26 protein-coding genes are annotated in these 25,409 nt (G+C 58.3%); 7 read left to right on the top strand and 19 right to left on the bottom strand.

Features of this window, described 5'->3' with window-relative positions; genetic code table 11:
* The first annotated feature begins 89 nt into the window (after positions 1-89).
* The 3 genes from BN1012_RS13750 to BN1012_RS13740 all read left to right on the top strand — a co-directional run bounded on the left by BN1012_RS13750 (position 90) and on the right by BN1012_RS13740 (position 2,547).
* Entirely contained in the window at positions 90-1,193 is a 1,104-nt protein-coding gene (locus tag BN1012_RS13750) for a DUF2855 family protein (RefSeq protein WP_043950039.1), read from the top strand.
* A 119-nt stretch (positions 1,194-1,312) separates the two neighbouring features.
* Entirely contained in the window at positions 1,313-2,122 is an 810-nt protein-coding gene (locus tag BN1012_RS13745) for an acyl-CoA thioesterase (RefSeq protein ID WP_043950038.1), read from the top strand.
* A 14-nt stretch (positions 2,123-2,136) separates the two neighbouring features.
* Positions 2,137-2,547: a VOC family protein gene (locus tag BN1012_RS13740; RefSeq protein WP_043950037.1), complete on the top strand. Its 411-nt coding sequence runs from the start codon at positions 2,137-2,139 to the stop codon at positions 2,545-2,547.
* A gap of 12 nt (positions 2,548-2,559) precedes the next feature.
* Here the strand turns inward: BN1012_RS13740 and BN1012_RS13735 are convergent, their stop codons facing one another.
* A complete protein-coding gene (locus tag BN1012_RS13735) occupies positions 2,560-2,985 on the bottom strand; it encodes a hypothetical protein (protein WP_052535359.1) in 426 nt (141 codons plus the stop codon).
* Between the two features lie 186 nt (positions 2,986-3,171).
* On the opposite strand from BN1012_RS13735, the gene BN1012_RS13730 reads away from it, so the two are divergent.
* On the top strand, positions 3,172-4,608 hold the full coding sequence (locus BN1012_RS13730; RefSeq protein WP_081826410.1) for a PQQ-dependent sugar dehydrogenase: 1,437 nt from the start codon (positions 3,172-3,174) through the stop codon (positions 4,606-4,608).
* A 92-nt stretch (positions 4,609-4,700) separates the two neighbouring features.
* Here the strand turns inward: BN1012_RS13730 and BN1012_RS13725 are convergent, their stop codons facing one another.
* From BN1012_RS13725 to BN1012_RS13715, 3 genes are all read right to left on the bottom strand, one after another.
* Complete coding sequence (locus tag BN1012_RS13725; RefSeq protein WP_043950036.1) at positions 4,701-5,597, bottom strand: amino acid ABC transporter substrate-binding protein; 897 nt, start codon at positions 5,595-5,597, stop codon at positions 4,701-4,703.
* Positions 5,598-5,690: 93 nt separating this feature from the next.
* The gene (locus BN1012_RS13720) at positions 5,691-7,145 is read right to left on the bottom strand and encodes a homospermidine synthase (protein ID WP_043950035.1); all 1,455 of its coding nucleotides are present in this window, start codon (positions 7,143-7,145) and stop codon (positions 5,691-5,693) included.
* Between the two features lie 50 nt (positions 7,146-7,195).
* The gene (locus BN1012_RS13715) at positions 7,196-8,332 is read right to left on the bottom strand and encodes a type III PLP-dependent enzyme (protein WP_043950034.1); all 1,137 of its coding nucleotides are present in this window, start codon (positions 8,330-8,332) and stop codon (positions 7,196-7,198) included.
* A gap of 495 nt (positions 8,333-8,827) precedes the next feature.
* Between BN1012_RS13715 and BN1012_RS13710 the strand changes: the two genes are divergently transcribed.
* Positions 8,828-9,922: an MBL fold metallo-hydrolase gene (locus BN1012_RS13710; protein WP_043950033.1), complete on the top strand. Its 1,095-nt coding sequence runs from the start codon at positions 8,828-8,830 to the stop codon at positions 9,920-9,922.
* Here BN1012_RS13710 and BN1012_RS13705 read toward each other — a convergent pair whose 3' ends face one another.
* Complete coding sequence (locus tag BN1012_RS13705; RefSeq protein WP_043950032.1) at positions 9,923-10,861, bottom strand: hydrogen peroxide-inducible genes activator; 939 nt, start codon at positions 10,859-10,861, stop codon at positions 9,923-9,925. It abuts the gene before it with no gap.
* A 140-nt stretch (positions 10,862-11,001) separates the two neighbouring features.
* Between BN1012_RS13705 and BN1012_RS13700 the strand changes: the two genes are divergently transcribed.
* Together BN1012_RS13700 and BN1012_RS13695 are read left to right on the top strand one after the other, a co-directional pair.
* A complete protein-coding gene (locus tag BN1012_RS13700) occupies positions 11,002-12,552 on the top strand; it encodes an NADP-dependent isocitrate dehydrogenase (protein ID WP_081826409.1) in 1,551 nt (516 codons plus the stop codon).
* Between the two features lie 242 nt (positions 12,553-12,794).
* Positions 12,795-13,376 carry an SIS domain-containing protein gene (locus BN1012_RS13695; RefSeq protein WP_043950031.1) on the top strand — a complete coding sequence of 194 codons (582 nt, stop codon included), beginning with the start codon at positions 12,795-12,797 and terminating at the stop codon, positions 13,374-13,376.
* 29 nt (positions 13,377-13,405) lie between these two features.
* Here the strand turns inward: BN1012_RS13695 and BN1012_RS13690 are convergent, their stop codons facing one another.
* The 14 genes from BN1012_RS13690 to BN1012_RS13630 form a co-directional block, all read right to left on the bottom strand.
* Positions 13,406-14,278 (bottom strand): NAD-dependent epimerase/dehydratase family protein, encoded by an 873-nt coding sequence (locus tag BN1012_RS13690; RefSeq protein ID WP_052535355.1) that lies wholly within the window; start codon positions 14,276-14,278, stop codon positions 13,406-13,408.
* Positions 14,278-14,811, bottom strand: coding sequence for a dTDP-4-dehydrorhamnose 3,5-epimerase family protein (locus tag BN1012_RS13685; protein ID WP_043950029.1), 534 nt, complete (start codon positions 14,809-14,811; stop codon positions 14,278-14,280). The genes BN1012_RS13690 and BN1012_RS13685 overlap by 1 nt, the downstream gene beginning before the upstream one ends.
* Positions 14,808-16,040 carry a class I SAM-dependent methyltransferase gene (locus tag BN1012_RS13680; RefSeq protein WP_043950028.1) on the bottom strand — a complete coding sequence of 411 codons (1,233 nt, stop codon included), beginning with the start codon at positions 16,038-16,040 and terminating at the stop codon, positions 14,808-14,810. Before BN1012_RS13680 ends, BN1012_RS13685 begins: the two co-directional genes overlap by 4 nt.
* Before the next feature lie 113 nt (positions 16,041-16,153).
* Positions 16,154-17,047, bottom strand: coding sequence for an NAD-dependent epimerase/dehydratase family protein (locus BN1012_RS13675; protein WP_043950027.1), 894 nt, complete (start codon positions 17,045-17,047; stop codon positions 16,154-16,156).
* A 28-nt stretch (positions 17,048-17,075) separates the two neighbouring features.
* On the bottom strand, positions 17,076-17,573 hold the full coding sequence (locus tag BN1012_RS17085; RefSeq protein WP_052535354.1) for an NUDIX domain-containing protein: 498 nt from the start codon (positions 17,571-17,573) through the stop codon (positions 17,076-17,078).
* Complete coding sequence (locus BN1012_RS13665) at positions 17,570-18,352, bottom strand: ABC transporter ATP-binding protein (protein ID WP_043950026.1); 783 nt, start codon at positions 18,350-18,352, stop codon at positions 17,570-17,572. Before BN1012_RS13665 ends, BN1012_RS17085 begins: the two co-directional genes overlap by 4 nt.
* A gap of 4 nt (positions 18,353-18,356) precedes the next feature.
* Entirely contained in the window at positions 18,357-19,142 is a 786-nt protein-coding gene (locus BN1012_RS13660; protein WP_171815979.1) for an ABC transporter permease, read from the bottom strand.
* Between the two features lie 37 nt (positions 19,143-19,179).
* Positions 19,180-20,376 (bottom strand): hypothetical protein, encoded by a 1,197-nt coding sequence (locus BN1012_RS13655; protein WP_145973475.1) that lies wholly within the window; start codon positions 20,374-20,376, stop codon positions 19,180-19,182.
* Positions 20,377-20,441: 65 nt separating this feature from the next.
* Complete coding sequence (locus tag BN1012_RS13650) at positions 20,442-22,280, bottom strand: carbamoyltransferase family protein (protein WP_043950023.1); 1,839 nt, start codon at positions 22,278-22,280, stop codon at positions 20,442-20,444.
* A gap of 21 nt (positions 22,281-22,301) precedes the next feature.
* Positions 22,302-22,451 carry a DUF5989 family protein gene (locus BN1012_RS17665; RefSeq protein WP_171815978.1) on the bottom strand — a complete coding sequence of 50 codons (150 nt, stop codon included), beginning with the start codon at positions 22,449-22,451 and terminating at the stop codon, positions 22,302-22,304.
* Between the two features lie 10 nt (positions 22,452-22,461).
* Positions 22,462-22,905 carry an SxtJ family membrane protein gene (locus tag BN1012_RS13645; protein ID WP_043950022.1) on the bottom strand — a complete coding sequence of 148 codons (444 nt, stop codon included), beginning with the start codon at positions 22,903-22,905 and terminating at the stop codon, positions 22,462-22,464.
* A gap of 69 nt (positions 22,906-22,974) precedes the next feature.
* Complete coding sequence (locus BN1012_RS13640) at positions 22,975-23,859, bottom strand: NAD-dependent epimerase/dehydratase family protein (protein ID WP_043950021.1); 885 nt, start codon at positions 23,857-23,859, stop codon at positions 22,975-22,977.
* The gene (locus BN1012_RS13635) at positions 23,856-24,278 is read right to left on the bottom strand and encodes an LIC12192 family sporadic carbohydrate cluster protein (RefSeq protein WP_043950020.1); all 423 of its coding nucleotides are present in this window, start codon (positions 24,276-24,278) and stop codon (positions 23,856-23,858) included. The genes BN1012_RS13640 and BN1012_RS13635 overlap by 4 nt, the downstream gene beginning before the upstream one ends.
* A gap of 23 nt (positions 24,279-24,301) precedes the next feature.
* Positions 24,302-25,123 (bottom strand): sporadic carbohydrate cluster 2OG-Fe(II) oxygenase, encoded by an 822-nt coding sequence (locus BN1012_RS13630; protein WP_043950019.1) that lies wholly within the window; start codon positions 25,121-25,123, stop codon positions 24,302-24,304.
* Positions 25,124-25,409 lie beyond the last annotated feature (286 nt).

Genomic DNA, 25,409 nt, shown 5'->3' with positions numbered 1-25,409 from the left:
TTTGCTCAAACCCCTGTTACTTGGCTGTGTGGCCGTGGCACACTCCGCCGCAACAGTAATCAGATACGCCCCATCAAGAGGAAGCATCCATGTCCGATCAGGCCATTGATTTTGAAGTCCGCAAGAGCGAACTCACCGCAACTCGCGCTGCAACCGGTGCTGTGCCTGAAATCGGTGCTGGTGAAGTGCTCATCAAGGTTGAGCGGTTCTCTCTGACAGCAAACAACATCACCTATGCCGTGTTCGGCGATGCCATGCGCTACTGGGATTTTTTCTCCGACCGTAGCGAAGGTTCTGAATTCGGCCGTATCCCGGTCTGGGGCTTTGGCGAAATTGTTGCCTCCAACGCTGATGGCGTGGCGGTGGGGTCGCGGGTTTATGGGTACTTCCCGATGTCCAACTACCGTGTCGCCAAGGCGGCCAGGATTTCCGAGCATGGCTTCATGGATGCCTCCGGTGTTCGCGGTGAGCTTGCGCCGGTCTACAGCCAGTTCATGGCCACCACGTCTGATCCGCTTTATGCCAAGGATGACGAAGACCAGATTATGCTGTTCCGGCCGTTGTTCACCACCAGCTTCATTCTTGATGACTGGCTGGCGGAGAATGATTTTTTCGGTGCCAAGACAATCATTCTGACCAGTGCATCGTCCAAGACCTCGCTTGGCCTTGCACATCTGTTGAAGAAGAACCGTGGCGACAAGGTCCGCGTGGTGGGGCTTACCTCGCCGTCCAATGTGGCGTTTGTCGAGGGCACAAACTTCTATGATGAGATTGTGACCTACGACAAGATTTCCGACATGGATGCCTCTGTGCCGACAGGTATTGTGGACATGGCGGGCAACTCCTCTGTGCGCGCTGATGTGCACAACCACTTCAAGGACAACCTCAAGGTGTCGTCGGCTGTTGGCGGCACCCATTGGGACAGTGTTGGCGGTGGTCAGGAGAATTTGCCCGGCCCTGCTGTGGAACTGTTCTTTGCACCCACACATATTGAGCGCCGGATGAAAGAATGGGGCGGTCCTGGTTTTCAGGAGCGCGTTGCCAAGGCATGGGGCGGTTTCATTCCTGAAACCAAAAAGTGGATCGAGGTCATTCACTCTGCTGGCGCCGACAAGGTGAAAGACGTTTATCTTGAGGTGCTTGGTGGCAAGACGCCTCCCAACCAGGCGCATATTCTGTCGCTTTGGGACTAGCAAAGGGCCAATTCTGCGAATGTGCGCCTAGCGGGTATACGTTTGCGGTAGTTGTCATAAGGCATGCGCGCGCTTAGGTACGCGCATGCCTTTTTCTTTGCCTGCAGGTTGAATGTTTTATGTCGAATTCCGCTTTTTTTGATCTTCGTTCCACTCACAATCCCAATCGCTGGACGCTTGAGGTAACGCCGGGTCTCTGCGTTGGCCGCACGGGCAACATGTTCATGTTTGGCGGCGTCGGGCTTGCTGCTTCCATCAAGGCCATGGAAGGCACGACAGGCCGCCGGGTGATCTGGGCCGCGGCGCAGTATCTTTCTTTCGCGCGGCCTGGCTCCATTGTTGACGTGGATGTGGAAGTGCCTGTCTCGGGCAAGTTCAATTCGCAGGCCCGGACCAAGGCCCATGTGGGGGATCAGGAGATCATCACGGCCAGTGCGGCGCTTGGCGAACGGCCGACTGATGACAGCGAGCAATGGGCAACCATGCCGGAAGTGCCCCAGCCCGAAGACTGCCCGCCCATGGAGCGCTGGGACCGGGACGACGAAGAGCTACACGACCACATGGAATTGCGCGTGGCCAAGGGCCGCTATGGCAAAGCGCGCCGGGACGGTGTGAAAAGTGATGACGGTGAGGTTTATCTGTGGGCCCGCCCGAAGGATGGCCGTGAGATCGATACCAGCATGCTCGCGATCATTGCGGATTTCATCCCGTCAGCGGTCGGCAACGCGCTCGGCAAGAATGCCGGCGGCAACAGCCTCGACAATACGCTGCGCATTCGGCACGTGGTTCCTACGGACTGGGTGCTGTGCGATACGCGAATCCACGGTGTTCATGGCGGGTTTGCCCACGGGCGCATGCTGCAGTTCGCTCAGGATGGCGAATTGATGGCGACCGCCAGCCAGTCCATGATCGTGCGTGTTCACGACTAGCACGGAGAAGTCGCATGACGGACGAACTGGCGTTGACCATCGACCATGTGACGCTGAGCGTTGAGGATATTGCGAAAGCCAAGGCGTTTTATGAAGCAGCGTTGGCCCCTGCCGGGCTGGAGCTCGTGGCCGAGCTACCACCAGATGTTACGGGTGGTGCGCATTTCGTTGCCATGGGCAAGGGCCGTAAAGGCAATCTCTGGCTGGCGGCTACCGGCCAGCAGATGCCGGCCACGCATATCTGCTTCAGGGTTGCGACGCGCGCAGCGGTGCGCCAGTTCCATGAAGCGGCGATGGCCGCAGGTGGAAAAGACAATGGCGCGCCAGGGATACGTGAGATGTATCACCCGGAGTACTACGCCGCCTTCGTGATTGATCCTGAAGGTCACAACATTGAATGCGTGACGTTTGATCTCGCGCCTTAGCGCCTTTTCCGCTTATGCGGGGCGCTTGACCATCACATAGGTGAGGCCCGCAAGAGCACCGGCAATGATCTGGCCAATGAAGCCGTCCATTTCGCGTGCGCTGGCAATCGCTGTAATGCCGAAGACCTGGGTCATAGCTGTGAGGGCGACTGCCACTGCCACGCCACCTGCCACGACAAACACGATGCTGCGCAGGCCTGACATGAAGCGGGACACGAGGCCTGCGACCAGGAAGGCCACCAGCAGTGCGCCTCCCATGATTGGACCATAAAGACGCGCCATTCCCGCAATATCGTGGAGGATCCATTCTACGCGCTGGCCAATGGAAAACTCTCCGCCGAGCGCTGCAAGGTCACCCTGATTGAAAAAGGCGTGGGCACCGGCGCCGACAATAAGCACCACCACAACAGCCAGAATGTATCCAAGAACCATGCGCATCAGGTTCGTCCTCCCCCATTTATCATCGCATCTGCGATCAGGCGGCGCGGTTAAAGCGTCGCGTTTATGCCGCATATTCGCTTAAGATGGCGTTGAGAACCAGCCCGGTTGCCCCCATCTTGCGTACTATATGGGGGCCAGATACTGGCATTGAACAGATAAAACGGCGGAAACGGGGAAAGCGGCATGGTTAATCGATTGGATCGGGTCACAGTTGCGGGAGCCTTGATGCTGGCGGGTGTGATGGCCGCACCGGCTCTGGCGCAGGACGTTACCGCCGCAGCGGATGATCAGTTCACTGTGGAGACGGTGGCGGAGGGGCTCGATTTCCCTTGGTCCATCGCGTTTTTGCCTGATGGCAACATGCTGGTAACGGAACTCACCGGCCAGCTTCGGCTGATTGATGACGGCCAGCTTGTAGAGGCCCCCATTTCTGGCACCCCTGAGGTCATCTATGGTGGGCAGGGCGGATTGTCTGACGTGGTTCTGCACCCGGATTTTGCAGCTAACAATCTGGTTTATCTCACCTATTCAGCCGCGCGCGACAAGGGCAACACGCTGGTGGTGGCGCGGGCCGAATTCACCGGCAGTGCGCTTGAGAACTTTGAGGTGATCTTTGAAGCAGACGCCTATCGCTCAAGCCTCGTACATTATGGCGCGCGCATGACCTTCCTGCCGGATGGCACCTTCATGGTCACCAGCGGCGACGGGTTTGACTATCGCGAGCAGTCTCAGAACACCGACAATCATTTCGGGTCGATGCTCCGCCTCAATGATGACGGCAGTGTGCCTGCCGATAATCCCTATGTGGGCGATGATAGCGTGCGGGACGAGATCTACTCCTACGGCCACCGCAACCCGCAGGCGATTGTGCATGACGCTTCTACCGGCCGCATCTATTCAAATGAGCATGGGGCGCAGGGCGGTGACGAAATCAATATCATTGAAGCCAAGGGCAATTACGGGTGGCCTCTTGCCACGTTCGGCCTTGATTATACCGGGGCCTATGTATCGCCGCTGACCGAGTTTGAAGGGTCCACTCAGCCGCTGACCTATTGGACGCCATCGATCGCTCCATCAGGCATGGCGGTTGTGTCTGGTGAGGCCTTTAGTGACTGGGAAGGCGACCTGCTCGTCTCCGCGCTTGCAGCTGGGAATGTCGAGGAGTTTGCCGACCGCAATCTGCGCCGCGTCATTATTAACGATGGCGAGCTTGCCGGCGAGGAAGCCATTCGTGTTGTTGTGCCTGATGCAGAAGGTGACGACACGCCGCGCCTGCGTGATGTGCGCATGGCACCGGATGGCAGCATCTACGTGCTGACCGATGGCGAAGGCGGGCACGTGCTGCGTCTGGTACCCGTTGGCGGCATGCCTGGTCCGGCTGCGTCTCTTGATGACGCCCGTGATGCGGTGGAAGAAGCCACTCAGGCTGTTATTGAAGCCATGACCGAGGGGGCAAAAGCCGCGGCGGAGGCTGTCGAAGAGGCCATTGATGCAAACAAGGACGATGTTGCCGAGGCTGTGAACGACGCCGTCGAAGCCACTGCCGAAGCGGTGAAAGAAGGGGCGGACGCTGTCAAGGAAGCTGTGTCATCTGATGCTGCGGACACGCCTGCTGAATAGCCATGCCGTTGGCGCAATCCCGCTACAAGAAAAAGGGCAGCTTCACTTTTTGAAGCTGCCCTTTTTGTGTCAAACATGCAGGCCTGACGCACCTACTCAGGCACGGCCTGCAACTGCAGCATCCGGTCCAGTGTGGCACCGGGGCGTGCGCCAAGAGGCGCTAGCCACTTCTCATAGAGATCATCCAGCACACCATCCTGATAGAGGCCGATGATGGCGCGGTCGACCGCCAGACGGAAATCTGCGTCGCCACGGGGAAGGACCAGGCCATAAGGCTCAAAGGATAACAGGCCGGGCAAGGCGACCAGATCAGCGCCCAGAGGGTCCTGCATCAGATCCACGAGGATCATCTTGTCATGGGCAATGGCGTCCACCTTGTCATCCTTGATGGCCTGCACTGCATCGGCTGTACGTTCGACGGCGATGACATCCACATTGATGCGCTCGGCCCGAATGGCGCTCTTTATCGCGTTCTGTGTGGTTGAGCCTTCAATGACGGCAATGCGTTTTCCTGACAATGCCTCGATGTTTGGGACAGACTGGACGTCTGCAACCGCGACAGACGCGCCGGACGCAAAAAATGGGACTGAGAAATCCACCCGCTCGCGGCGACCAAGCGTGACGGTTGTTGCGCCGCATTCCATATCCGCGCGTCCGCTGACAATCGTATCAAGCCGCGACTGGACCGTGACCTGAACATAATCGATGGAGATGAGCGGGACCTGGACCTGGGTTGCCAGTTCAGTGACGACCGCGCGGCAGAGGTCAATAGACAGGCCGGCGGGAATGCCATCGTCGCCCGTAAAAGAGAACGGGGCGAGGTCTTCCACATTTGCAATTGTGATGCGCCCGTCTGCGGCGATCTTCTCAAGTGTTCCGGCGGCTGCTGTACCTGTCAGTCCGACGCTGGCGATGGCAAATGCGGAGGCTGCGAGGGTGGCAAGCCCGTGCGTGCGCGTGCGGCCGAGAAACGAAAGTGTGCGAGGCATGACATGGCTCCGGTCAGCAGGTAAGTGGCATTTGGAGCAGACCTTGCCATTGGACCGGCGGGCTGGCCAGACCTGTTTGGCCGTTAACCGTAACTAGGGCTGTACAAGCACATTCCTGAACTGCCAGGGGTCGCTTTCATCCAGGTCCTCGGCAAAGAAGCCGGGGCGGCCCTCAAGAGGCGTCCAGTCGGTGTAATAGCCTTTGACTGGCCCCAGATAGGGCAGTTGCACTTCAAGGCAGCGTTTGTAGTCAAGCTCATCGGCTTCAACAATCCCGGCATTGGGATTTTCGATGGCCCAGACCATGCCGGCAATGACAGCAGATGTGACCTGCAGTCCGGTGGCGTTCTGATAGGGCGCCAGTTCCCGGGTTTCCTCTATGGAAAGCTGAGAGCCATACCAGTAGGCGTTTTTGGCGTGGCCATAGAGCAGAACGCCCAGCTCATCGATGCCGTCCACGATCTCGTCTTCGTCGAGGATGTGATAGATGGCCTGTGGTTTTCCTTCATTGCCGAATAGTTCGTGCAAAGACACAACGGCGTCATCTGCCGGATGGTAGGCGTAGTGCACGGTGGGGCGATATTCCGGCGTGGTGCCTTCGCCGACAGTGAAAAAGTCCGCGATGGAGACGCTTTCGTTGTGGGTCACAAGAAAGCCATGCTGTGCACCCGGTGTCGGGCACCACGTGCGCACTTTTGTGGCGCCACCGGGTTGCGTCATATAGATCGCGGCCTGGCAGCCTGTACCGTCCTCTTGATGGTGTGCGTTGTCCGGCATCCATTTTTCATGGGTACCCCATCCAAGTTCGGCAGGTTGCTGCCCTTCGGAAATAAATCCGTCTACGGACCAGGTGTTGACGAAGGTGCCAAGTGGTTTTGGTGTTTTCGCGCGCTGTGTGTCCCGTTCGGCAATATGAATTCCCTTGGTGCCGGTGCGCTGCATGAGCCGGGCCCAGCCTTCGCGGTCATCGGCAGCGGGTTCTTCAAACTCTAGACCCAGATCAGTCGCCAGATTGACGAGCGCCTGTTTGACGAAGAACGACACCATGCCGGGATTGGCGCCACAGCAAGAGACAGCCGTGGTGCCGCCGGGACTGTTGCGTTTTTCCGTACGGGCTGTTTCGCGCAGGACATAGTTGGTGCGCTCCGCCGGGTCATTGTCCTGATTGACATAGAAGCCAAACCACGGCTCCACCACCGTGTCGATATAAGGCACGTCGATTTCCCGGCACAAGCGCATGACGTCGACCGAGCCGACATCTACAGAGAGATTGACGCAGAAACCGTGACCCTCACCTTCCGTGAGCAGCGGTGTCAGAACGTCCTTGTAGTTGTCGCTGGTGATCTCTCGCTGGATGAAGCGAATACCGTGCCTGTTTGCCAGGGCCTTTCCGGCATCGCTTGGGTCAATGATGACCATTCGGCTTTTGTCGAAATCGAAGTGTCGTTCGATCAAGGGAAGCGTACCGCGACCAATGGAGCCGAAGCCGATCATGACGATGGGGCCGGAGATCTTGTGATAAACGGGCCAGGGGGTCTTGGTGGTCATGATGGTCTTCTCTCTCCCGGGCGCAGTTGTCCGTGGCGTAGGTGTCCAGCTCAGATGATGTACGACTTGAGGGGGGCAAACCCGTTGAAGCCATTCGAGGCATAAGTTGTGGTGTATGCGCCGGTTGCCTCGATCAGTATCTCATCGCCGATGGTGAGAGATACGGGAAGATCATAGGGCGTTTTTTCATACAGGACGTCCGCGGAATCGCAGGTGGGTCCTGCCACCACACAAGGTGTCGTGCGTTCGCCATCATGGGGGGTGCGGATCGGGTAGCGGATCGCCTCATCCATGGTTTCCGCCAGACCACCAAACTTGCCGATATCAAGATAGACCCAGCGGTCCGCGTCCGGCTCCTGTGTCTTGCGGCTGACCAGCACGACTTCGGCACGAATGACGCCAGCATCTCCCACCAGGCCCCGGCCTGGTTCAATGATCGTCTCGGGAATCTGGTTGCCGAAATGCCGGCGCAGGGCTCCGAAGATCGCTTTGCCATAGTCTTCGGATGTCGGCACTTCCTTGAGGTAGCGGGTTGGAAACCCGCCACCGAGGTTGACCATTTTGAGGTGGATGCCCTGATCCGCCAAGGTGCGGAAGATGGTGCTGGCGTCTTCAAGGGCGCGGTCCCACGCACCTGTGTCCGGCTGTTGAGAGCCGACATGGAAGGACACGCCATGGGCCTCAAGGCCAAGGTCATGGGCGTGACGCAACACATTGCTGGCCATGTCGGGCACGCAGCCGAATTTGCGCGACAAAGGCCATTCAGCGCCGACGCCGTCGGTCAGGATGCGGCAGAAGACACGGGACGCGGGGGCGACGCGCGCTACTTTTTCAACTTCTTCGGGACAATCAACGGCAAACATGCGCACGCCGAGGGTGTAGGCGCGAGCGATGTCGCGTTCTTTCTTGATTGTGTTGCCAAAGGAGATGCGGTCAGCGCTCGCGCCGGCGGCCAGAACCATCTCAACTTCAGCAATGGAGGCTGCGTCAAAGGACGAGCCAAGTTTGGCGAGCAACGCCAGAATTTCAGGGGCCGGGTTTGCCTTCACCGCGTAATAGACGCGACTTTCCGGCAGGGCGCGAGCCAGGCGATTGTAGTTGTCACGCACCACATCCAGATCGACGACAACAAACGGTTCGTCTGATCGGGTGGTGCGCAGGAAATCTTTGATGCGGTCGGTCACCATTGGGGTGGTCTCCCAGTTCCAGATACATCAGGCCTTATGAGTGTATGCCCGTGGATGGCGTGTTGGAGACGCAATGCACAGGTGCAATCAGAAGCCTGACAGATCCGGGTCTGTTTCATTGACCAAACGGGCTCGAAACATCGCCGGGTTGTTTGATGCCGGATTGGAGTTGGGAGCATCCCCAAGTCCTCACGCGGGCAAGGAAGGTGTGCCTCTTTAGCGTCGCCGATGGGTGGAGGACCGACTGAGACCAAAAAAGCCCTCACCGTCGTTGCTTTTGGCTGCTGGTGTTGTTGATCGTCCAGCGGCTACGGGCACGTGCGACTTATTGGGCGACGCGGGAAATACGGCGTTTGGCGAGGGCTTTCAAGCCATTTTGCCAAAAAAGTCGGGGGACCCTCCCATGCGGTGCCGCATGGCGGTATCGATTGTTATGGCAATATAGCTGCCAATTTATATAATGCAGCACATTAGTGAACCTGTGAGGGCGAGAAAATGGGTCGTTTGGGCAAAGTGCTGTTGGGGCTGGTGGTTGTTGGCGCGGTCATTGCGGCGGTCCTCTATTTCATGCGCGAGCGGATCGCCCTTGGTCTGATGGCCGGGGTCATCGAACGCAATCTGAGCGCTGATCCCCTGGGTGAGTTGGTGGATGGCCTGCATGTTGGCCTGTGTGGTGCCGGTGCGCCGCTGCCTGACCCGTCGCGCGGTGGCCCCTGTGCCCTGGTGATTGCCAAGCAGGGCGACGCGCGGCACGTCTTTGCGGTTGATGCGGGCTCGGCAGGTGTGCGGACCATGGCGCAGATGCAGCTGCCGCCCGCCGCCATAGATGGTGTGCTGCTCACCCACTTTCATTCCGACCACATAGACGGACTTGGCGAACTTGCCATGCAGCGCTGGGTCAACCGTACGGCCACGTCGCCGCTGCCGGTTCATGGGCCAGAGGGCGTCGAGCGGGTCGTGAATGGTTTCAATGAAGCCTATGCACAGGACTTCGTGTATCGCACCGCTCACCATGGCGATGACATTGCACCGGCGTCCGGTGCGGGCATGACGGCTGTTCCCTTCCCGGAACCTGCCGATGGCGAGGCGGCTGTCGTGTTCGATGAAGACGGGCTGACAATTACTGCCTTCAAGGTGGATCACACGCCGGTGTCACCCGCGGTTGGCTATCTCATTACCTATATGGGCCGGTCGCTTGTGATCTCAGGCGATACGGTGAAGTCCGACAATCTGACGCGCTTTGCGAAAGACGCAGACCTGCTGCTGCATGAAGCCCTGTCGCCCCAGCTGGTCGGCCTCATAACCGAGGCGGCGCGCAAGGCAGGTCAAGCTAATATCGAGAAGATCACCATCGATATTCTCGACTACCATACTTATCCCGTGCAGGCAGCGGAGATCGCACAGGAAGCAGGTGTGGGCATGCTTGTGTTCCACCATATTGTGCCTGCGCTGCCGCTTGCTGCTCTTGAAGGCCCATTCATGGAAGATGTGGCCGATGCCTATGATGGGCCCGTGGCGATTGCTGCGGATGGTGACTTCTGGTCGTTGCCTGCGGGCAGCGATGCCATCACCTACAGTGACAGGCTGTAGTCAGCTCGCGACATTGACCCCGTCAATCTTGAGGGATTTCATCCGCTTTCGGATCAGCTGCGTCAGTGTCTCATAGTCCTGCCGGTTGGCGGCCTGACGTCGCCACACCAGTCCGACGGTTCTGCTGGGCGCGCGGGGTGTGATGCTGCGGGCTGCCACTTCAGCACGTTGACGTTTTCCCTTCGGACCAATCTCCGAGTGCACATACAGGGCTGGCAGGAAGGTCAGTCCTGCGCCCATGGCTGTCATCTGACGCAGAGTGTCGAGGCTGGTGCCTTCGTAGTCCGGCAACAAACGGGCACCCAGCTCCTCGCACAGGTCCCGCACCTGGGTGTGATAGCGGTGACCGGATTCAAGCCCCAGGAAGTCCTCGCCTCTCAACAATGCGCGGGGCACTTCTTCTGCGCTGGCAGCAATGTGGTCATGGGGGAGCGCAAGCTGCATCTCCTCGCGAAAGAGCGGGGCGGTTTCAAGCCCGCCCATGTCCACAGGCAGGGATGCGATCAACAGATCAAAGCGGCCCTCCAGCAAACCGGCTTCGAGCGGACCGGGAAAGTCTTCCCGAACATAAAGGCGCAGATCGGGATAGCGACTGTGCAAGGCTGGCAGGATGTGCGGCAGCAGGTAAGGCCCGATGGTGGGCAGCACGCCAAGGCGCATGGTGCCGGCCAGTCCTGTCTGAGCACCGGCCGCGTGGTCCTTGAGGTCTTCCACGGCACTTAGAATGTCGCGGGCGCGTTTTACGGTGTCGCGACCGATATCCGTCAGCATCGCGCCGGAGCGTCCGCGCTCGGCGAGCTTCACACCGAGTTTGCGTTCCAGCTCGGCGATTTGCGCGCTCAGAGTTGGTTGGGTGACACCCGCGCGTTCTGCGGCGCGCCCCATATGGCCGGTCTCAGCAATGGCAACGAGATAGGTCAACTGGCGCAACGTCGGCATCAGGGGCAATCCTATTCATAGATAATGTCTATGTATTTATACAAGTAAATCGAATGTATCAATGTAATTCAATTTCCTAGGTTGAGGTCATCGACGGTCACCGCTGTTGCCTGACCCTCGCTCCCGACTGGAGACGACCTATGACACTGAATACCGCCCTTGAGCATGATTTTGATGAACTTGACGCAGACTACGTTGTCGCGCCAGAGACAGTCACCAAGCGTCAGCCAAAGCTGGTTCCTTCAGCCTTGAAGGCAGTTGCCTTGCCTGGTGATGGTATCGGCCCGGAAATCATGGAAGCGACACAGCGTATTCTGGTCGCAGGCGGCGCGCGTATCGACTGGACCACATGCGAGGCAGGTGCGTCAGCAAACGCCAAGGGAGCAGCCTCGGGCCTCCCGGGTGAAACGCTGGATGAAATAGCGAAAGCCGGACTGGTGCTCAAAGGCCCGCTTGAAACCGGCATCGGCGCCGGCGGCAAGAGCGCAAATGTGACCCTCCGCAAGCATTTTGAACTCTACGCCAATGTGCGGCCTGCCCGGCGGTTGCCCGGCGTCATCACCCCTTACATGGACCGGAACATCGATTTGGTGGTGGTGCGTGAGAATGTCGAGGACCTGTATGCCGGTATCGAGCACATGCAGACGCCGGATGTGGCGCAGTGCCTGAAACTCATCACACGGGCCGGCTCTACCAAGATCGCCGAAGCCGCTTTCGCGCTGGCTAAAGCTGAAGGCCGCAAGCGGGTGACGGTGGCGAGCAAGGCCAACATCATGAAACTCTCCGAGGGTCTTTTCAAACAGGCCTGCGAAGATGTGGCTGGCAAGCACCCGACCATTCAGTCTGACCACATGATCATCGACAATCTGGCGCACCGGCTGGTGATGTCGCCGGAAGACTTCGATGTGATCTGCACCACCAACATGAACGGTGACATCATCAGCGACCTGACAGCAGGCCTGGTCGGTGGACTGGGGCTTGCCCCCAGCGCCAATCTTGGTGCCCGGATGGCGATGTTTGAAGCGGTACACGGGTCCGCCCCCGATATTGCTGGCAAGGGTCTTGCCAATCCGACGGCCCTTCTCCTGGCAGCAATCATGATGCTGCGCCAGGGCGGCAAACTTGCAGCTGCCGAGCGCATCGAGCAGGCGCTATATGTGACGCTGGAGGACGGCAAAGACCTGACAGCTGACATGGCTGGGCCTCGCAACGAGAAGGCAGGATCGACATCCGCCTTTGCGGATCGGGTCATCAGCAATCTGGGGCAACGGTCTCAGCATTGCCCGCCGGCTCCCAAAGCGTCCTTAAAGCTGCCAAAAGGCAAGCCGCAGACGACGGCGGTCTCAGCGCCGACAAAGCGGACTGACGCCGGCATGGACATCTTTGTGGAATATGGCGGCAGCCCCACTGAGCTTGCGGCCTGCCTGAAGGCGGCGTCCGCGGGCCTGCCTTTCACTCTTGCAATGATCTCGAACCGGGGTCTCAAGGTTTATCCCGGAACCGTCCCGATGGCTGATTTTGCTGATCACTGGCGCTGCCGCTTTGCAAGCCGCGCACCGCAGGACGATCTGCCTGAACAGCAGATGGCTGAACTCATGGCCCGCATCTCCAAATTTGCCCGGTGGTGCCATGTGGAGCGGCTTCAGATGATTGATGGAACACCCGGCTTCTCGGTTGCCCAAGGGCAGTAGGGACCAACAGACATCCGCCAAACCGTTTGTGCGGGCCATTCCCTCCCCCGGATGATCCCGCACAAGCGACCTCGCCCGTCATACGCATGCTTCTGACCCGTGGCATGTGCGTGGCGGGCGAACTCTTTTTGGCCGAGTGGTTCACCATCTCCTCAGCAGGACTTGGCGCTACAAGCCAAAACCCTGTATGAGAACCCCTCAGGGTTGCCGGTGCTTCGGCAGCGCAGGGGAGCTGGACTTCAGTGCACGTATCATCGTTTTTTGACGACGAACTGGAAGAGCACGCCGCCGTGGTGGCCGCGACGCGGGCAGACCTGCGTGAACCGTTTGAAGCGTTGCTCGAGCTATGCGTCAGCAGCCTGAAAAATGGCGGCAAGCTCATGTTTTTTGGCAATGGTGGCAGCGCGGCAGATGCCCAGCACCTGGCAACGGAACTGTCTGTCCGATACATCAAGAACAGGCCTGCCATTGCGGCCATCGCACTGACGACTGACACCAGCACGATTACCGCCATCGGCAATGATCTGGGCTTTGAGCAGCTGTTCTCGCGGCAGATCGAAGCGATCGGCAAGCCCGGCGACGTGGCCATTGGCATCACGACATCAGGCACCAGCGCCAATGTGGTTGAGGCGCTCAAGTGCGCCAAGGCAGCAGGCATCGGTGCTGCGGCGCTCACGGGCAATGGGGGTGCAAGCCTGGGTGCCGTTGCGGACCCGTTGCTGGTTGTTCCGTCAGCCACGACGGCACGTGTGCAGGAAATGCATATCCTGCTGGGGCAGATGCTTTGCGGCGCAATCGAAAAAGAACTCGGCTACGCCGACTAGGCCAGCGTGTTGCCTTGGAGCCGTCTGGCCTAGAGCGGCGCCTGTGTTCTCCAATAAGCAATGCATCTGTCGATTGAGCTCTTCCAATCATACTGCCGTGTATACCCGACTTCCTGCGTCAGTCGATCCACGTCTGCCAGCAAGACAGGAGGGTCAACGGGTCGCATGGGCAGGTCGCCCAGGCCCAGTTCTCCATTGGCAATGGTATCAAAGGCGTATTGCGCGATCTCGCGCAGGGCCAGGCCTTCACCGCTTGCGATATTGACGGGGCCGGTGACATTTGATGCCGCCAGAGCCACAAAGGCTCCTGCTGCGTCATCGACATCCATGAAGTCGCGTATCTGGGTGCCAGCACTCATGGAGGCGCGTTTGCCCGATAGCAACGGACGGACAATTGCAGGGACAAGCCGCAACGGGTTTTCAGCAGGGCCCATCAGGAAGAAGAGCCTACCCCACGCGATTGATGCGCCTGCATCCATGAATTCGGAACAGGCATGAAGGGTCTCAAGCTTTGCGTCGCCATAGGGCATGTGGGGAATGCAAGGCGTTGTCGTTTCGTGCAAAGGGTCTGTGCTGGCGTTCTGCCAATCATATTCAGCGCAGCTTCCCGACATCACGATGCGCGTGCCGCCTGCGTCGAGAAACCTGCGAAACAGATCAATGCTGGCATCGCGCCACTGCACGTTCTCAGGGGCTACCCAAAAATAGGCATGCCGCGTTTCCCACGCGAGATGGATAAGCGTGTCTGCCCTGGCATCTGATATCAGCTGTGCGCGTCCCAATGCGTCAAGAATGTCATAGCTGCGGTGGGACGGTGCGATGACCTCATGGCCAGCGGCTGTGAGCTGTCGAACTGTTGGCGCCCCAACAAAGCCGCTTCCCCCTGTTACAAGAACCCGCATCAGGTGACCTCGAAGTTGGGATAGTTTGCGTCGCGGTCGCCAATCACCTCTGGCATCAGTGGCCAGTCAATTGAAAATGCCGGGTCATTCCAACGTACGCCGCGGGCGAGATCCGCAACATAGGCAGCGCCCATCAGGTAGAGCACCTGACTGTCATCTTCGAGGCTGATAAAGCCATGGGCACAGCCGGCCGGAATGATCTGCGCGCGTCCATTGGCCTCGCTGAGTTCAGCACCTGTCCATTGCAGGTAGGTATTGGAGTGAGGGCGCAGATCCAATGCGACGTCCCAGATGGATCCGCGTTCACATCTCACGATCTTCGGGTCCGGAGTCGGAGCTGCCTGGTAGTGAAGTCCGCGGAGTGTCCCTTTGCGTGCATTGTAGGAAACATTGGCTTGCGACAGATTGAAGTCATATCCCGCGTCCGCCAACTCCTGGGGACAATAGGAGCGCGCAAAAAATCCGCGCTCATCCCTGTGCGGATCTATGTCCAGGTGTGCCACACCTTCAATGGCTGTTGGCGTGATGATCACGGCAGTATCGTCAGCTGTGGTACCGCAACGGCAAAGCGGCCACCCCAATCGGAGATATGGGACATGCTGGTGGCGACTTCCTCCGCAATGTTCCATGGCAAAATCAGCACATAGTCTGGTTTGCGCTCTGACAGTGCATCGGGCCCGTGCACGGGTATGCGGCTGCCCGGCAGGAGAGTGTTCTGTTTCATTGGGTTCGCATCGACCACGAAGCTGATGTGGTCAGCAGTGACGCCGGAATAGTTGAGGAGCGTATTGCCCTTGGCTGCGGCGCCATAACCCGCAACGGTCTTGCCTTCTGACTTCGCTTTCGTAAGGAAAGCAAGCAGCCCGGTCTTAATGGCATCCACCTTTGCAGGGAACCCGTCATAGGCCTGGGTCGTGGCAATTCCAAAGTCAGACTCTTTTTTACGAATGGCTTCAAGCCCGGATTCTGCCTGACGGCTGCTGGCTGAGTGGCAAGCCCAGACGCGCAGGCTGCCGCCATGGGTTGGCAGTTCTTCGACGTTGAAGACGCGCAGGCCATGACGTGCGAAGCATTTCTCAACTGCGTGCAAAGACAGATACGAGAAGTGCTCGTGATAGATCGTATCAAACTGGACTTTTTCCAGAAGATTGAGAATGTGCGGGAACTCAAAGCTCGCAACGCCCTCCTCTGCCATCAAGGCAGAAAAGCCAGACACAAAGTCATTTATGTCCGGCACATGTGCGAGCACGTTGTTGGCCGCAATGACCGAGGCAGCACCATAGGTGCCGCGCAGCTTGGTTGCGCTGTCGTGACCGAAGAACTCGGTCTCTGTTCTGACGCCGCGTTCTCGGGCAGCTTCGGCGGCATCAAGTGCCGGGTCGATGCCAAGGACCGGCAGGCCCGCCTTGACGAAATGCTGAAGCAGATATCCGTCGTTGGAAGCAACTTCGGCAATCAGGTCATCAGGACCCAGATCAAATTTTGAGATGGCCTGCTCAGCGTATTTGCGGGCGTGTTCAACCCAGCCTGCGGAAAAGCTGGAAAAATAGGCGTAGTCACGAAAGATGGCTTCCGGCGGCACGACATCGTCTACCTGCACCAGGAAGCAGGTCTCGCAGACCCGGGCGTGCAGCGGATAGTATTCGTCAGGGGTGGCGGCGTCCTCTGGTGGGACATAGGAGTTTGCCAGCGGTGTCTTGCCGAGGTCCACAAGCGTGCGGGTGAGTGGTGTGCCGCAGGAGCGGCAGGCTGGCGCAGTCATTGTTCGGGTCCACCATAGAGGGCTGGAAGTGGGCTGGGCGGGTTGGCCACCAAAATTCATGCCATGGGTCAGCGGGCGTGCCAAGCCGTGAGGCTGACAACCTGATATTCAGCTTAATTTCCGTCCTTGTCCGCTTCGGCCTGTGCTTTGGCCAGGCCCTCGTCGATCGACAGGTATTTGAAGTCAGGGAAAGCCGCATATGTAGCCGACGCGTCAAACGGTCGATAACCATTGTGAGGCATTTCGCCGACACGTGGTGACCCTTCAATGGCCGATTTACCACCTGCAAGGGCATTGGCTTTCTCAGCAATCTCCCTGAAGGACGCGACTTCGCCGGTTGTGATGTTGAGGACGCCGGTGCTCTTCTGGCGGATGATCCGTGAAATCAGTGTGCCGACATCATCAATGTGGATGTGGTCGCGGCGTTCTTCACCTTCGCCGAAGAGCGTGATGGTCTGGCCTGTGTTTGACAGTCGGCGGAAGCGATTGGGGCCATAGCCGTTGTGGGGATCACCTGCCCCGTAGAGGAGGCTGGGGCGCACGACTGCGAAAGGAGTTTCTCCCACGACGTCCGCGAGAGCCACTTCGCGTGCCAGATGCATGACCCCGTGCAGGCTGCCAGGTTCCGCGCAGGAGGTTTCATCCAGTGGGCCATCCTTGTCTTTGTAGACGGCGTCTGAACTCACATAGACCACGTGCGCGGGGGTGACCTTGGCCAGGGCCTCAGAGATCGGCGCCAGCATTTGCAGATTTTCAATGAGCATCTGCTGGTTTTTGACCGGGGCGCGGGCGGAAACGATAACGAGTGTTGTCTGCGGTGTCAGATGGCCTGCCAGCTTGTCGGCAGCTCCATCGGCAAGAAGATCCAGGTCCTTGCTGGAAAGGGCTGTGCAGTCAGCGCCTGCGGCCGTCAGGTGACGGGCAGTCGCTGCGCCGACAAAACCGGCGCCTAGAATGACCGTTTTGTCCGGGTTTGCCGGAGTGGCATTGAGATGCGTAAGGCTCATGGATCGATCTCTCCTGTTTGGAGTGCCGTTATGGCGTGGGGGATTGCCCCAGGGCAAGCTGTGTTCTGTAGCAGTGCATCCAGATGGCAAACCGGTCATAGGGGACGACAGGCTGCTTCAATAGCTCCGGTCCCTCCCAAAGGCGCAATTCGCTGCCTTCGCCAAGGACCATCTCATCTACCTGGGCGGCCTTGATGGGCACCTCGAAGAAGGCGCGGTCAATGATACCGCCGCCGGCAAATCCGAAATCAAACGTGAAGCGGGTGAATTCTTCAGCGCCGAGCGGTGCAGAGTCCAACGCAAGTTCCTCGTGAAGCTCGCGATGTAGAGCATCAAGATGTGTTTCGCCGGGCTCAAGGGCGCCGCCAAAGCAGCCCCAGTGATTGGGGAAGAAGATTGTCGGGATGTCGTCTCTCAGCTGGACGAGATATCGGCCGCGCTCATCAACGATCAGTGCCACTGCAGCGGGTGCCGGGCTCAGGGAACCAACAGGTTCCAAATAGTCCAGATCACCGGGTGTGGTCATTTTGCGGCTTCGACCAGCTTCTTATATTCGGCCAGCGCATTATCTACGGTGCCATCATACATCATGTTGCCATGCTCGAAGACCATGGCGCGGTTGCACCACTTCTTCATGATGTCTGCCGAGTGTGTTGCGACGACCATGACGCTGGATTTTTCTACGAATTTCTGGAGCCTTGCCTGCGCCTTATCCACGAAAGTGGCGTCACCGGCACCAATCAGTTCGTCAAACAGAAGAATCTCTGAGGTAACAGCAGTTGTGATGGCGAATGCCAGTCGCACAAGCATGCCGGTGGAATAGGTTCGGACCGGCAGGTCGATGTAGTCACCCAGCTGGGCGAACTCCATCACTTCAGGTGTGATCTCTTCGGTCTCAGCTTCTGACAGGCCCAGGAGGACGGAGCGGATCATGATCAGCTCACGGCCTGTTGCATCCGGTGACATGCCTTCGGTCAGGTTGAACAGGGGCATGACCCGTCCGCGCGTTTCCATCGTGCCTGTCGCGGGTTCGTAGATGCCTGCCAATGTCCGCAGCAGTGTTGTCTTGCCTGAGCCGTTGTGGCCGATGAGGCCCACGCGCTCACCGTCCTTGATGGTGAAAGAGACGTCTTTCAAAGCGCGGACAAAACTGCGGTGCTTCGTACGCTCAAGGGTGCCACCCACATGCACAGAGCCGCTTGACCGCGGAATGTGGTTGAGAAACAGCATATGCCGCAAGGACTGCGAGCTGGCGTCGAATACCGGGTACTCGACATTGACCATGTCGGCGATCACACGTTCCATAATTCTAAATCCAGTATGGGATGCGGGCGCGTGTGCGCGCGTACAAGAAGAGCGTAAAGATGCACCCGGCCACTGCGGTGCCGCCGGCGACATAGTAGTTCATCGCGCTTGGTATGTTCTCGAGCATCGGTGCACGGACAACTTCAATCACGTGATAGAGCGGGTTCAGCTGAACCAGCTGGGTCGCCCGTCCGCCGCCGAGTTGTTCCGGCGCATAGAGAATGGGCGTTGCCCAGAACAAAACAGTAAAGGCGTTCTGGATGATCATCTGCACGTCGCGAAACCGCGCAGCAAGGATGGCTGCCGCAAAAGATGCCCAAGCGAGGTTGATGCAAAATAGCAGCAGACCAAACAGTCCCACAAGGTAGTGCCAGCCGGGATACATGCTGTAGATCGCCGCAACGACGAAGAAGATAACGATCAGGTGGAAGAAGATGATGATGTTCTTCCACAGGTTCTGAAACACATAGATGCTCAAAGGGCGCCGTGATTGGAGGATAAAGCTGGACGACGCGATGAAGGTGCTTGAGCCATCCATGATGGTCGCATTGAGAAAGCCCCAGAGCACAAGGCTCATGGTCAGGAAGGGCAGGAAGCGGTCGATCGGTGACTGGAACAGATAGGCAAACAGAATGCCCATGACGGCTGCCTGGACGCCCATGGAGAGGGTCATCCAGAACGGGCCGATCGTCGACCGCCGATAGCGGTGCTTGATTTCATTCAGGCCCAGCAGGTGCCAGACGCGCCATTCACGCAATCCATCTGCAATGTCGTCCACTGCTTTACGCAAGGGGCTTCTGTTATCCTGACCGACCAATTGGCTGGCATTAGTCATGTTTGTGTCCGGCCTGCATTTCGGTTTCCGGGGGATTTTTCTCGATGCGGGTGATCATGTCATCAAAGGCATGTGCAATGGCGTCGTGCGTATCGCCCTGCCAATACCAGTGTTGACGGGCCGTCGCAAACGGCAAGTCGCCGTGAAGGTTAAAGCCTTGATTGATCATGGCTTCTTCGGTGTTTTGTGGGGCGGTTCCTGCCTCCAGAAACAGGCCATATGTGCAGGCCTGATTGTACCAGCACAGCTCCATGGGCCCATGCATCACAGCCAGATTCATATAGGCGAGCTCGTAGGCCGCCATTCTCAGGACCGGATCATAGCTTGCCGGGGTGTAGATGATCTGTCTTTCAAGGGCTTGAGGGAGGGGATCTGAGGCGGTTTGCGTGTCGCGGATGAAGACTGCGCGGTACCGCGTCTCATCAAGGCCTCGGGCAAAAGCACCCCAGGCTTCGATGTTGCTGTTGCGGGCGGGATTGTATCCGTACTCACGCAAGGTGATGACGACGGGCAGGGCGTCTCCAAGTTGTGGCGCCAATGTCTGCCGTACGGTCTCCATTGCTTCACGGGGGGCCTTGAACACGGGAAACACTGCTTCACCCTCACGTGCCCGATCGCGCACGAGGCGATGGTGAGGTGACACGGGGAACGTTGGGGAATACCCGTCGGGCCAGATGTGCGCGGCAGATGCAAAGCGCAGGCTTGCTGCTTCAGACTTCGATGTGCAGACCGTGAGGTCGACACAGGACGGCAGGAGTTTTGCCATGGGTGCCAGCATGTCCATGATTCTGGCCTGCCGCATCTGCGGCGTCACGATGTGCTGGTAGTCGTCGAATTCCCTTTCCAGACGTCGGCCCGGCACGATGATGATGTGCAGTTTGTTCAGGCCGCGTTTGCGCCGCTCCATTTCCGCCAAGGCAAGATAGGACGCGAAGTCGTAGGTGATGGGCGCGATTTCCAGATCGTAGAAATAGTGCAGGGTGTCCTGGGATGCCGCGTCAGCGGTTCGTGTACGAATGCCCCGTTCCATCGCGGCCAGAAGGTTGCGCAGGGCGGTGCCTGGCGTTGAGGTTGGCGTCACCAGTTCCTCACGCATGCGAGTAGCTGCCCATCCAAATCCGCGTTCCCTGCCCTTGCGGACAGCGTCCACAAGGCGGGCGGTTAGCGATGGATAGTCATTGTCCGACATACGGATCTGACATCTTGCTTGGTTGCACGCAGCTCGTTTGAGCCAGCAGTCAGGCCTGTGGCCTTCTAGTCGAGCTCGAAGGCGTTCTTGTAGTCCAGTGCCAGGGCAGGATCCTGATCTTCCTTGCGCAGGAAGGCGTTGCCAATGACCAGAACTTCAATGTCCGATCCCATGAAGCAACGGAAGGCGTCATGAGGCGTGTTGACGATGGGCTCGCCGCGCACATTGAAGCTGGTGTTGACCACTACCGGGCAACCCGTCTGTTTCTTGAACTCGGAAATCAGCGCGTGGTAGCGCGGATTGCTTTCCTTGTGGACGGTCTGAATACGGGCAGAGTAATCCACATGGGTGATAGCCGGCAGGTCTGAGCGGGGCACATTGAGCTTTTCAATGCCGAAGAGGTTTTCTTCTTCCGCGGTCATCGCCTTGCGGCGCGACTCTTTAACACCTGCAACGAGCAGCATGTACGGCGAATCGTCATCAAGCTCGAACCAGTCTCCAACGTCTTCGCGCAGAACGGATGGGGCGAAGGGGCGGAAGGACTCGCGATATTTCACGCGCAGGTTCAGCGTCTTCTGCATCGCCGGGCTGCGGGGATCGCCAATGATGGAGCGGTTGCCCAGGGCACGAGGACCAAACTCCATGCGGCCCTGCATCCAGCCGATGGCTTTTTCGTCTGCGAGCGCTTTTGCCGTTTGATCATACAGATCGTCGTCTGACAGCGTGGTGAATACGCCACCAGCCTCGGTCAGCTGCTTTTCGATTTCTTCCTGCGAATATTCCGGACCAAGGTATGACCCCGCCATGGCATCAAGGCCATTGGGCACGGTGCGCTCTTTGCCGAAATTCAGGTAACGGGTGGCGAGTGCAGCGCCGACGGCGCCGCCTGCGTCGCCGGCTGCAGGCTGAATCCATACACGGTCAAAAATGTCTGCAAGGACGACCTTGCCGTTGGCCACACAGTTGAGGGCCACACCACCGGCGAGGCACAGATTTGGAATGCCGAATTCCTTGCGCAGGCTGCGCGCCAGGCGCAGAACAATTTCCTCGGTCACAGCCTGCACAGAGGCGGCAATGTCCATATGGAACTGCGTCAAAGGCTCATCAGCGTCACGGACGGGTTCACCAAACAGTTTGGCGAACTTGTCGTTGGTCATTGTGAGGCCGGTGCAATAGTCGAAGTAGGACTGATCAAGGCGGAAGGAACCGTCTTCCTTCACGTCAATCAGGTGCTCCATCATCAGGTCTTTGAAGCGCGGCTCGCCGTATGGTGCCAGGCCCATGACCTTGTATTCGCCGGAGTTGACCTTGAAGCCGGTGTAGTAGGTCGCAGCTGAGTAGAGCAGGCCGATTGAATGGGGGAAGTGGATTTCCCGCAGAACCTCAAGCTTATTGCCCTTACCGTGCGCCACAGAAGTGGTTGCCCACTCGCCTACGCCGTCCATCGTCAGCACGATCGCTTCCTCGAAGGGGGAAGGGTAGAACGCGCTGGCAGCGTGGCTGAGATGGTGTTCGGAGAACAGCAACTGTTCAGCCGGGTCAAAGCCGTTATTCGCCATTTCCTTCAGCTCAGTGCCCAGAAGGTCCTTCTGGAAAAGCTTTTCGCGCAGCCAGACCGGGATCGCCATGCGGAATGAGCGGAAGCCGCGCGGCGCAAAGGCCACGTAGGTTTCCAGCAGACGCTCAAACTTCAAGAACGGCTTGTCGTAAAACGCGACATGGTCGATGTCATCGATCGTCAGGCCCGCCTCTTCAAGGCAGTAGTTGATCGAGTGCGTCGGAAAGGCCGAGTCATGCTTCTTGCGTGTGAAGCGTTCTTCCTGGGCGGCCGCAACGATGCGGTCGTCCACCAGCAAGGCGGCGGCGGAGTCGTGATAGAAGGCGGAAAGGCCCAGAATCTTCATCGGTGATGTGTCCAGCGCTGCCTAGAAAATGGTGTAGATGAACGGCGCCACGGCGGAGCCCTTCGACAGCACCACAAGACCACCAAAAATCACCATCATGACGAAGATGGGGATCAGCCAGAACTTACGCCGGGCCATCAGGAACGCCCAGATTTCACGCAGAAACGACATTGGTTCTCACTCAGAACTGGTTTTTGAAGGAGCCGGCCTCAGGGCCTGGCGGTGTACGGTGAATCCAGTAGCTCTCGGCTTCCGGTTCGAATTTCAGGTTCAAGGGGCGCTTGCCGAACAGGCGCATCAGCAGACCGATGGGCGTCACCGTTACGAAGAACAGGAGCCCCATGACGATTGGGCTGACAATCGAATTCAGCAGCAGGCCGAACTTGAACCAGACGACGTTCAAGGGGCGCAGAATGCGTGGCATGATGAGGGCAATTGCGAGAAAAACACCGGAGCCGCTGAACCAGAAAATGGTCCAATTGGTCATTCCGGCGCCGAAAACCGCCTTGATGACGGCAATGATGCCGAACACAGCCGCAAACACGAAGCCGAAGCTGCGTTCTGAGCCGACCTGTACGTCGTCCTCACGGGAATAATCCTCGTGAGAGTTGTTCTTGGAAGCCACGCGCTAACCCCTCATTGATCTGCGGGTCAGTAGCATATTGGCGGCCCACAATGCAATTCGCATCTGGATTTATAAGCCGTTGAAATCCCTGCAATCCTGCCCGAATTGGCGAGCAGCCTGTAGGGCATCAGGCGGTTGATAGCCCAGTTTGCTGGCGTCCTTGGACGACACCAGAAAAGAGTGGCCGCCTGTTCCGAAGGCCACAGGCACGTTTGTGCCCGCTCCTGCCTGTATTTCTGCCAGAATCTGGCGAATGGGGGCGGGCTGCTCAGCGGCGAGCGTTAACCTTGTATGGCCCTGCAGGGGGTGTGAGACGAGATGGCCCACAAACCTTGCAAGGCTCATGACCGGCAGAATGTTGTTGAAGGGCGCGTCCGGATTTCGCGCGTTGACCGGATCGCCGGCGAGCATGCGGCCTGCGGCAGCTGACAGGAAATTGTCATGAGATCCGGGGCCGACAATGCCCGGCAACCTCAGGGACACAGATCCAACATCTGGCCTGGCGGTCACCATCTCATCGAGCATTGTTTCACCGGCGAGCTTGGAGCGTCCGTAGCTGTCGGGGTCTGACACGGGAGTCTGGGGCGTGACCAGGTCTGCCGTGATGGTGCCGAAGGCCGACATGGATGAGCAAAAGATGATGTGTGTGGCGCCAGCCTCGACGGCAGCAGAAAACACGTTGCGTGCCGCATCGACATTTGCGGCATATAGCTGATCGGCGTCCGGGCAGCGGGCTGGTATTTCAGCAGCGCAGTGCACCAGCGCATTGATGGGCGTTGAGAAGGCAATGCCCGATGCCAGGTCTGCCTGCTGCACATCGACATGGGCCAACGAAGCTGGTGTATCCGGACGCACGCTCCGGACCACCCCAGTCACATCCATGCCGGCTGATTTCAGATGTCTGGCGATGTGGCCGCCGGCAAAGCCGCCTGCACCAGTGACGGCGACCCTCAAGCGGCAGCACCGGCCTGGTCAGGTGATGGCGACTCCCCAAGCAACTGGGTCACCATCAAGATTTCTTCAACGGGCTCGATGTCGGCTTCAGTGCGGATGACCAGATCCTCGAGCACAAAGTGCAGCGACCCTTCAGCTTCAAGGATACGCTGATAGATGCGGCGGCGACGCTCGGCGCGCGCAGGCATCATGAACATCGACGTCGCCAGAATGCCCTCATAGATGTTGAGTTCATCCGGCAGGCCTTCCAGCACGATGTAGGAATGCGGGAAGATGTTTTCGTTGATGTGCAGCTTATAGGTCAGGCCGTTGCGCTGGCAGTAGTCGCGCATGACGAGGGCCTGAACCGGCACCGGCATCTGCAGGCCGCCAAAGGAGCGATTGGTAACGTAGCCGCGATAGCCATGGCGATTTGACATGTGAGTGTCCCTCTTCCTCGGTCCTATTCCTGAAAGCCTGATGGCTCGCGGTACTGCATGCCCGTCTTGGTGACAGCACGGGTGGTGATGGGCAGATAGTAGGAACCCAGCTTCTTCTCGGCACCCCGATAGGGCGTGAACAGACCGGTGAAGCGGCAGTTCATGGACCAGCGGGTTTCGCGTTCCACGTTGATGACACCGCCGTGCAGATTGTTGGGTGAGAAGATCAGGACACTGCCATAGGGCACATCGAGCCAGACAAGTTCGTCCTTTACGTCTTCAAACAGGGCATCCAGGCCCTGGCCTTCATACTTCTTGAAGTCCGCATAGACGCGCTCAGTGACCGGGCGCGGCAGGATGAACATGGTCTTGGTCTTGTAGCAGTCCACCAGGGGAAGCCACTGGACGACCTGATACGGCGTTTCACCGCCGAAGGAGTCCGCGTGAATAGGCAGCAGTGAGCTGTCATCATCGGGAAGCTGGATGGAGAGATTCACCCGGTTCTGCATGGCCAGCTCATTGCCGACCAGTGCGGCCAGCTTGGATTTGCCCGCCGCATAGTAGGTGGGCCGGAACCACTCCTTCGCATTCATCTTGCGATAGGTGTTCAGGCGCAGATCGTTGAGATTTTCGATCGAGACATGGTCCTGAAAGTTGTTCAGGAAGTGGTCGATGTCATTTGGGACATCGATGCCCAGATGCTCGCAGGCAATTTCGACAATGCCCAGTCGCAGGGCGTCCAAACCTTCTTTGTCATCAACCGGACGAATGACGTACCCCTGCTCAAGGAATTCGGTTGCGATGTCCTGCTCGTCTTGCGCAAAGAAACTCGTCTGAAGTGCCATGGTCGTCTTGGTCCCCGATTGGCGTTGCGGCCTGAACGGCGCGTGCCTCTAATTGCCAGAAATGCGGCTCTGGTTGGTTGATCCAGATCAGCCCTCGGCGCGGCAAAATGATGCGTGTACCCAAATCTCCGGGGCGTTGGAAATCAACCCCATGGGACGATATTTTTCATGTTGCATATATACCCGGTGTATTTAAGCGGTATCAGAGGTGTTATGGCTGATCTCAGCCACCCTCTCCACGCGCCGGGCAAATTAACGTGACGGAACAAAACAGGTTTAGACATCT

The sequence above is a fragment of the Candidatus Phaeomarinobacter ectocarpi genome (assembly GCF_000689395.1).
GTDB lineage: Bacteria > Pseudomonadota > Alphaproteobacteria > CGMCC-115125 > CGMCC-115125 > Pyruvatibacter > Pyruvatibacter ectocarpi.
Note: the sequence above shows the minus strand (reverse complement) of the source record. Positions and strands in the feature narration are given on the sequence as shown.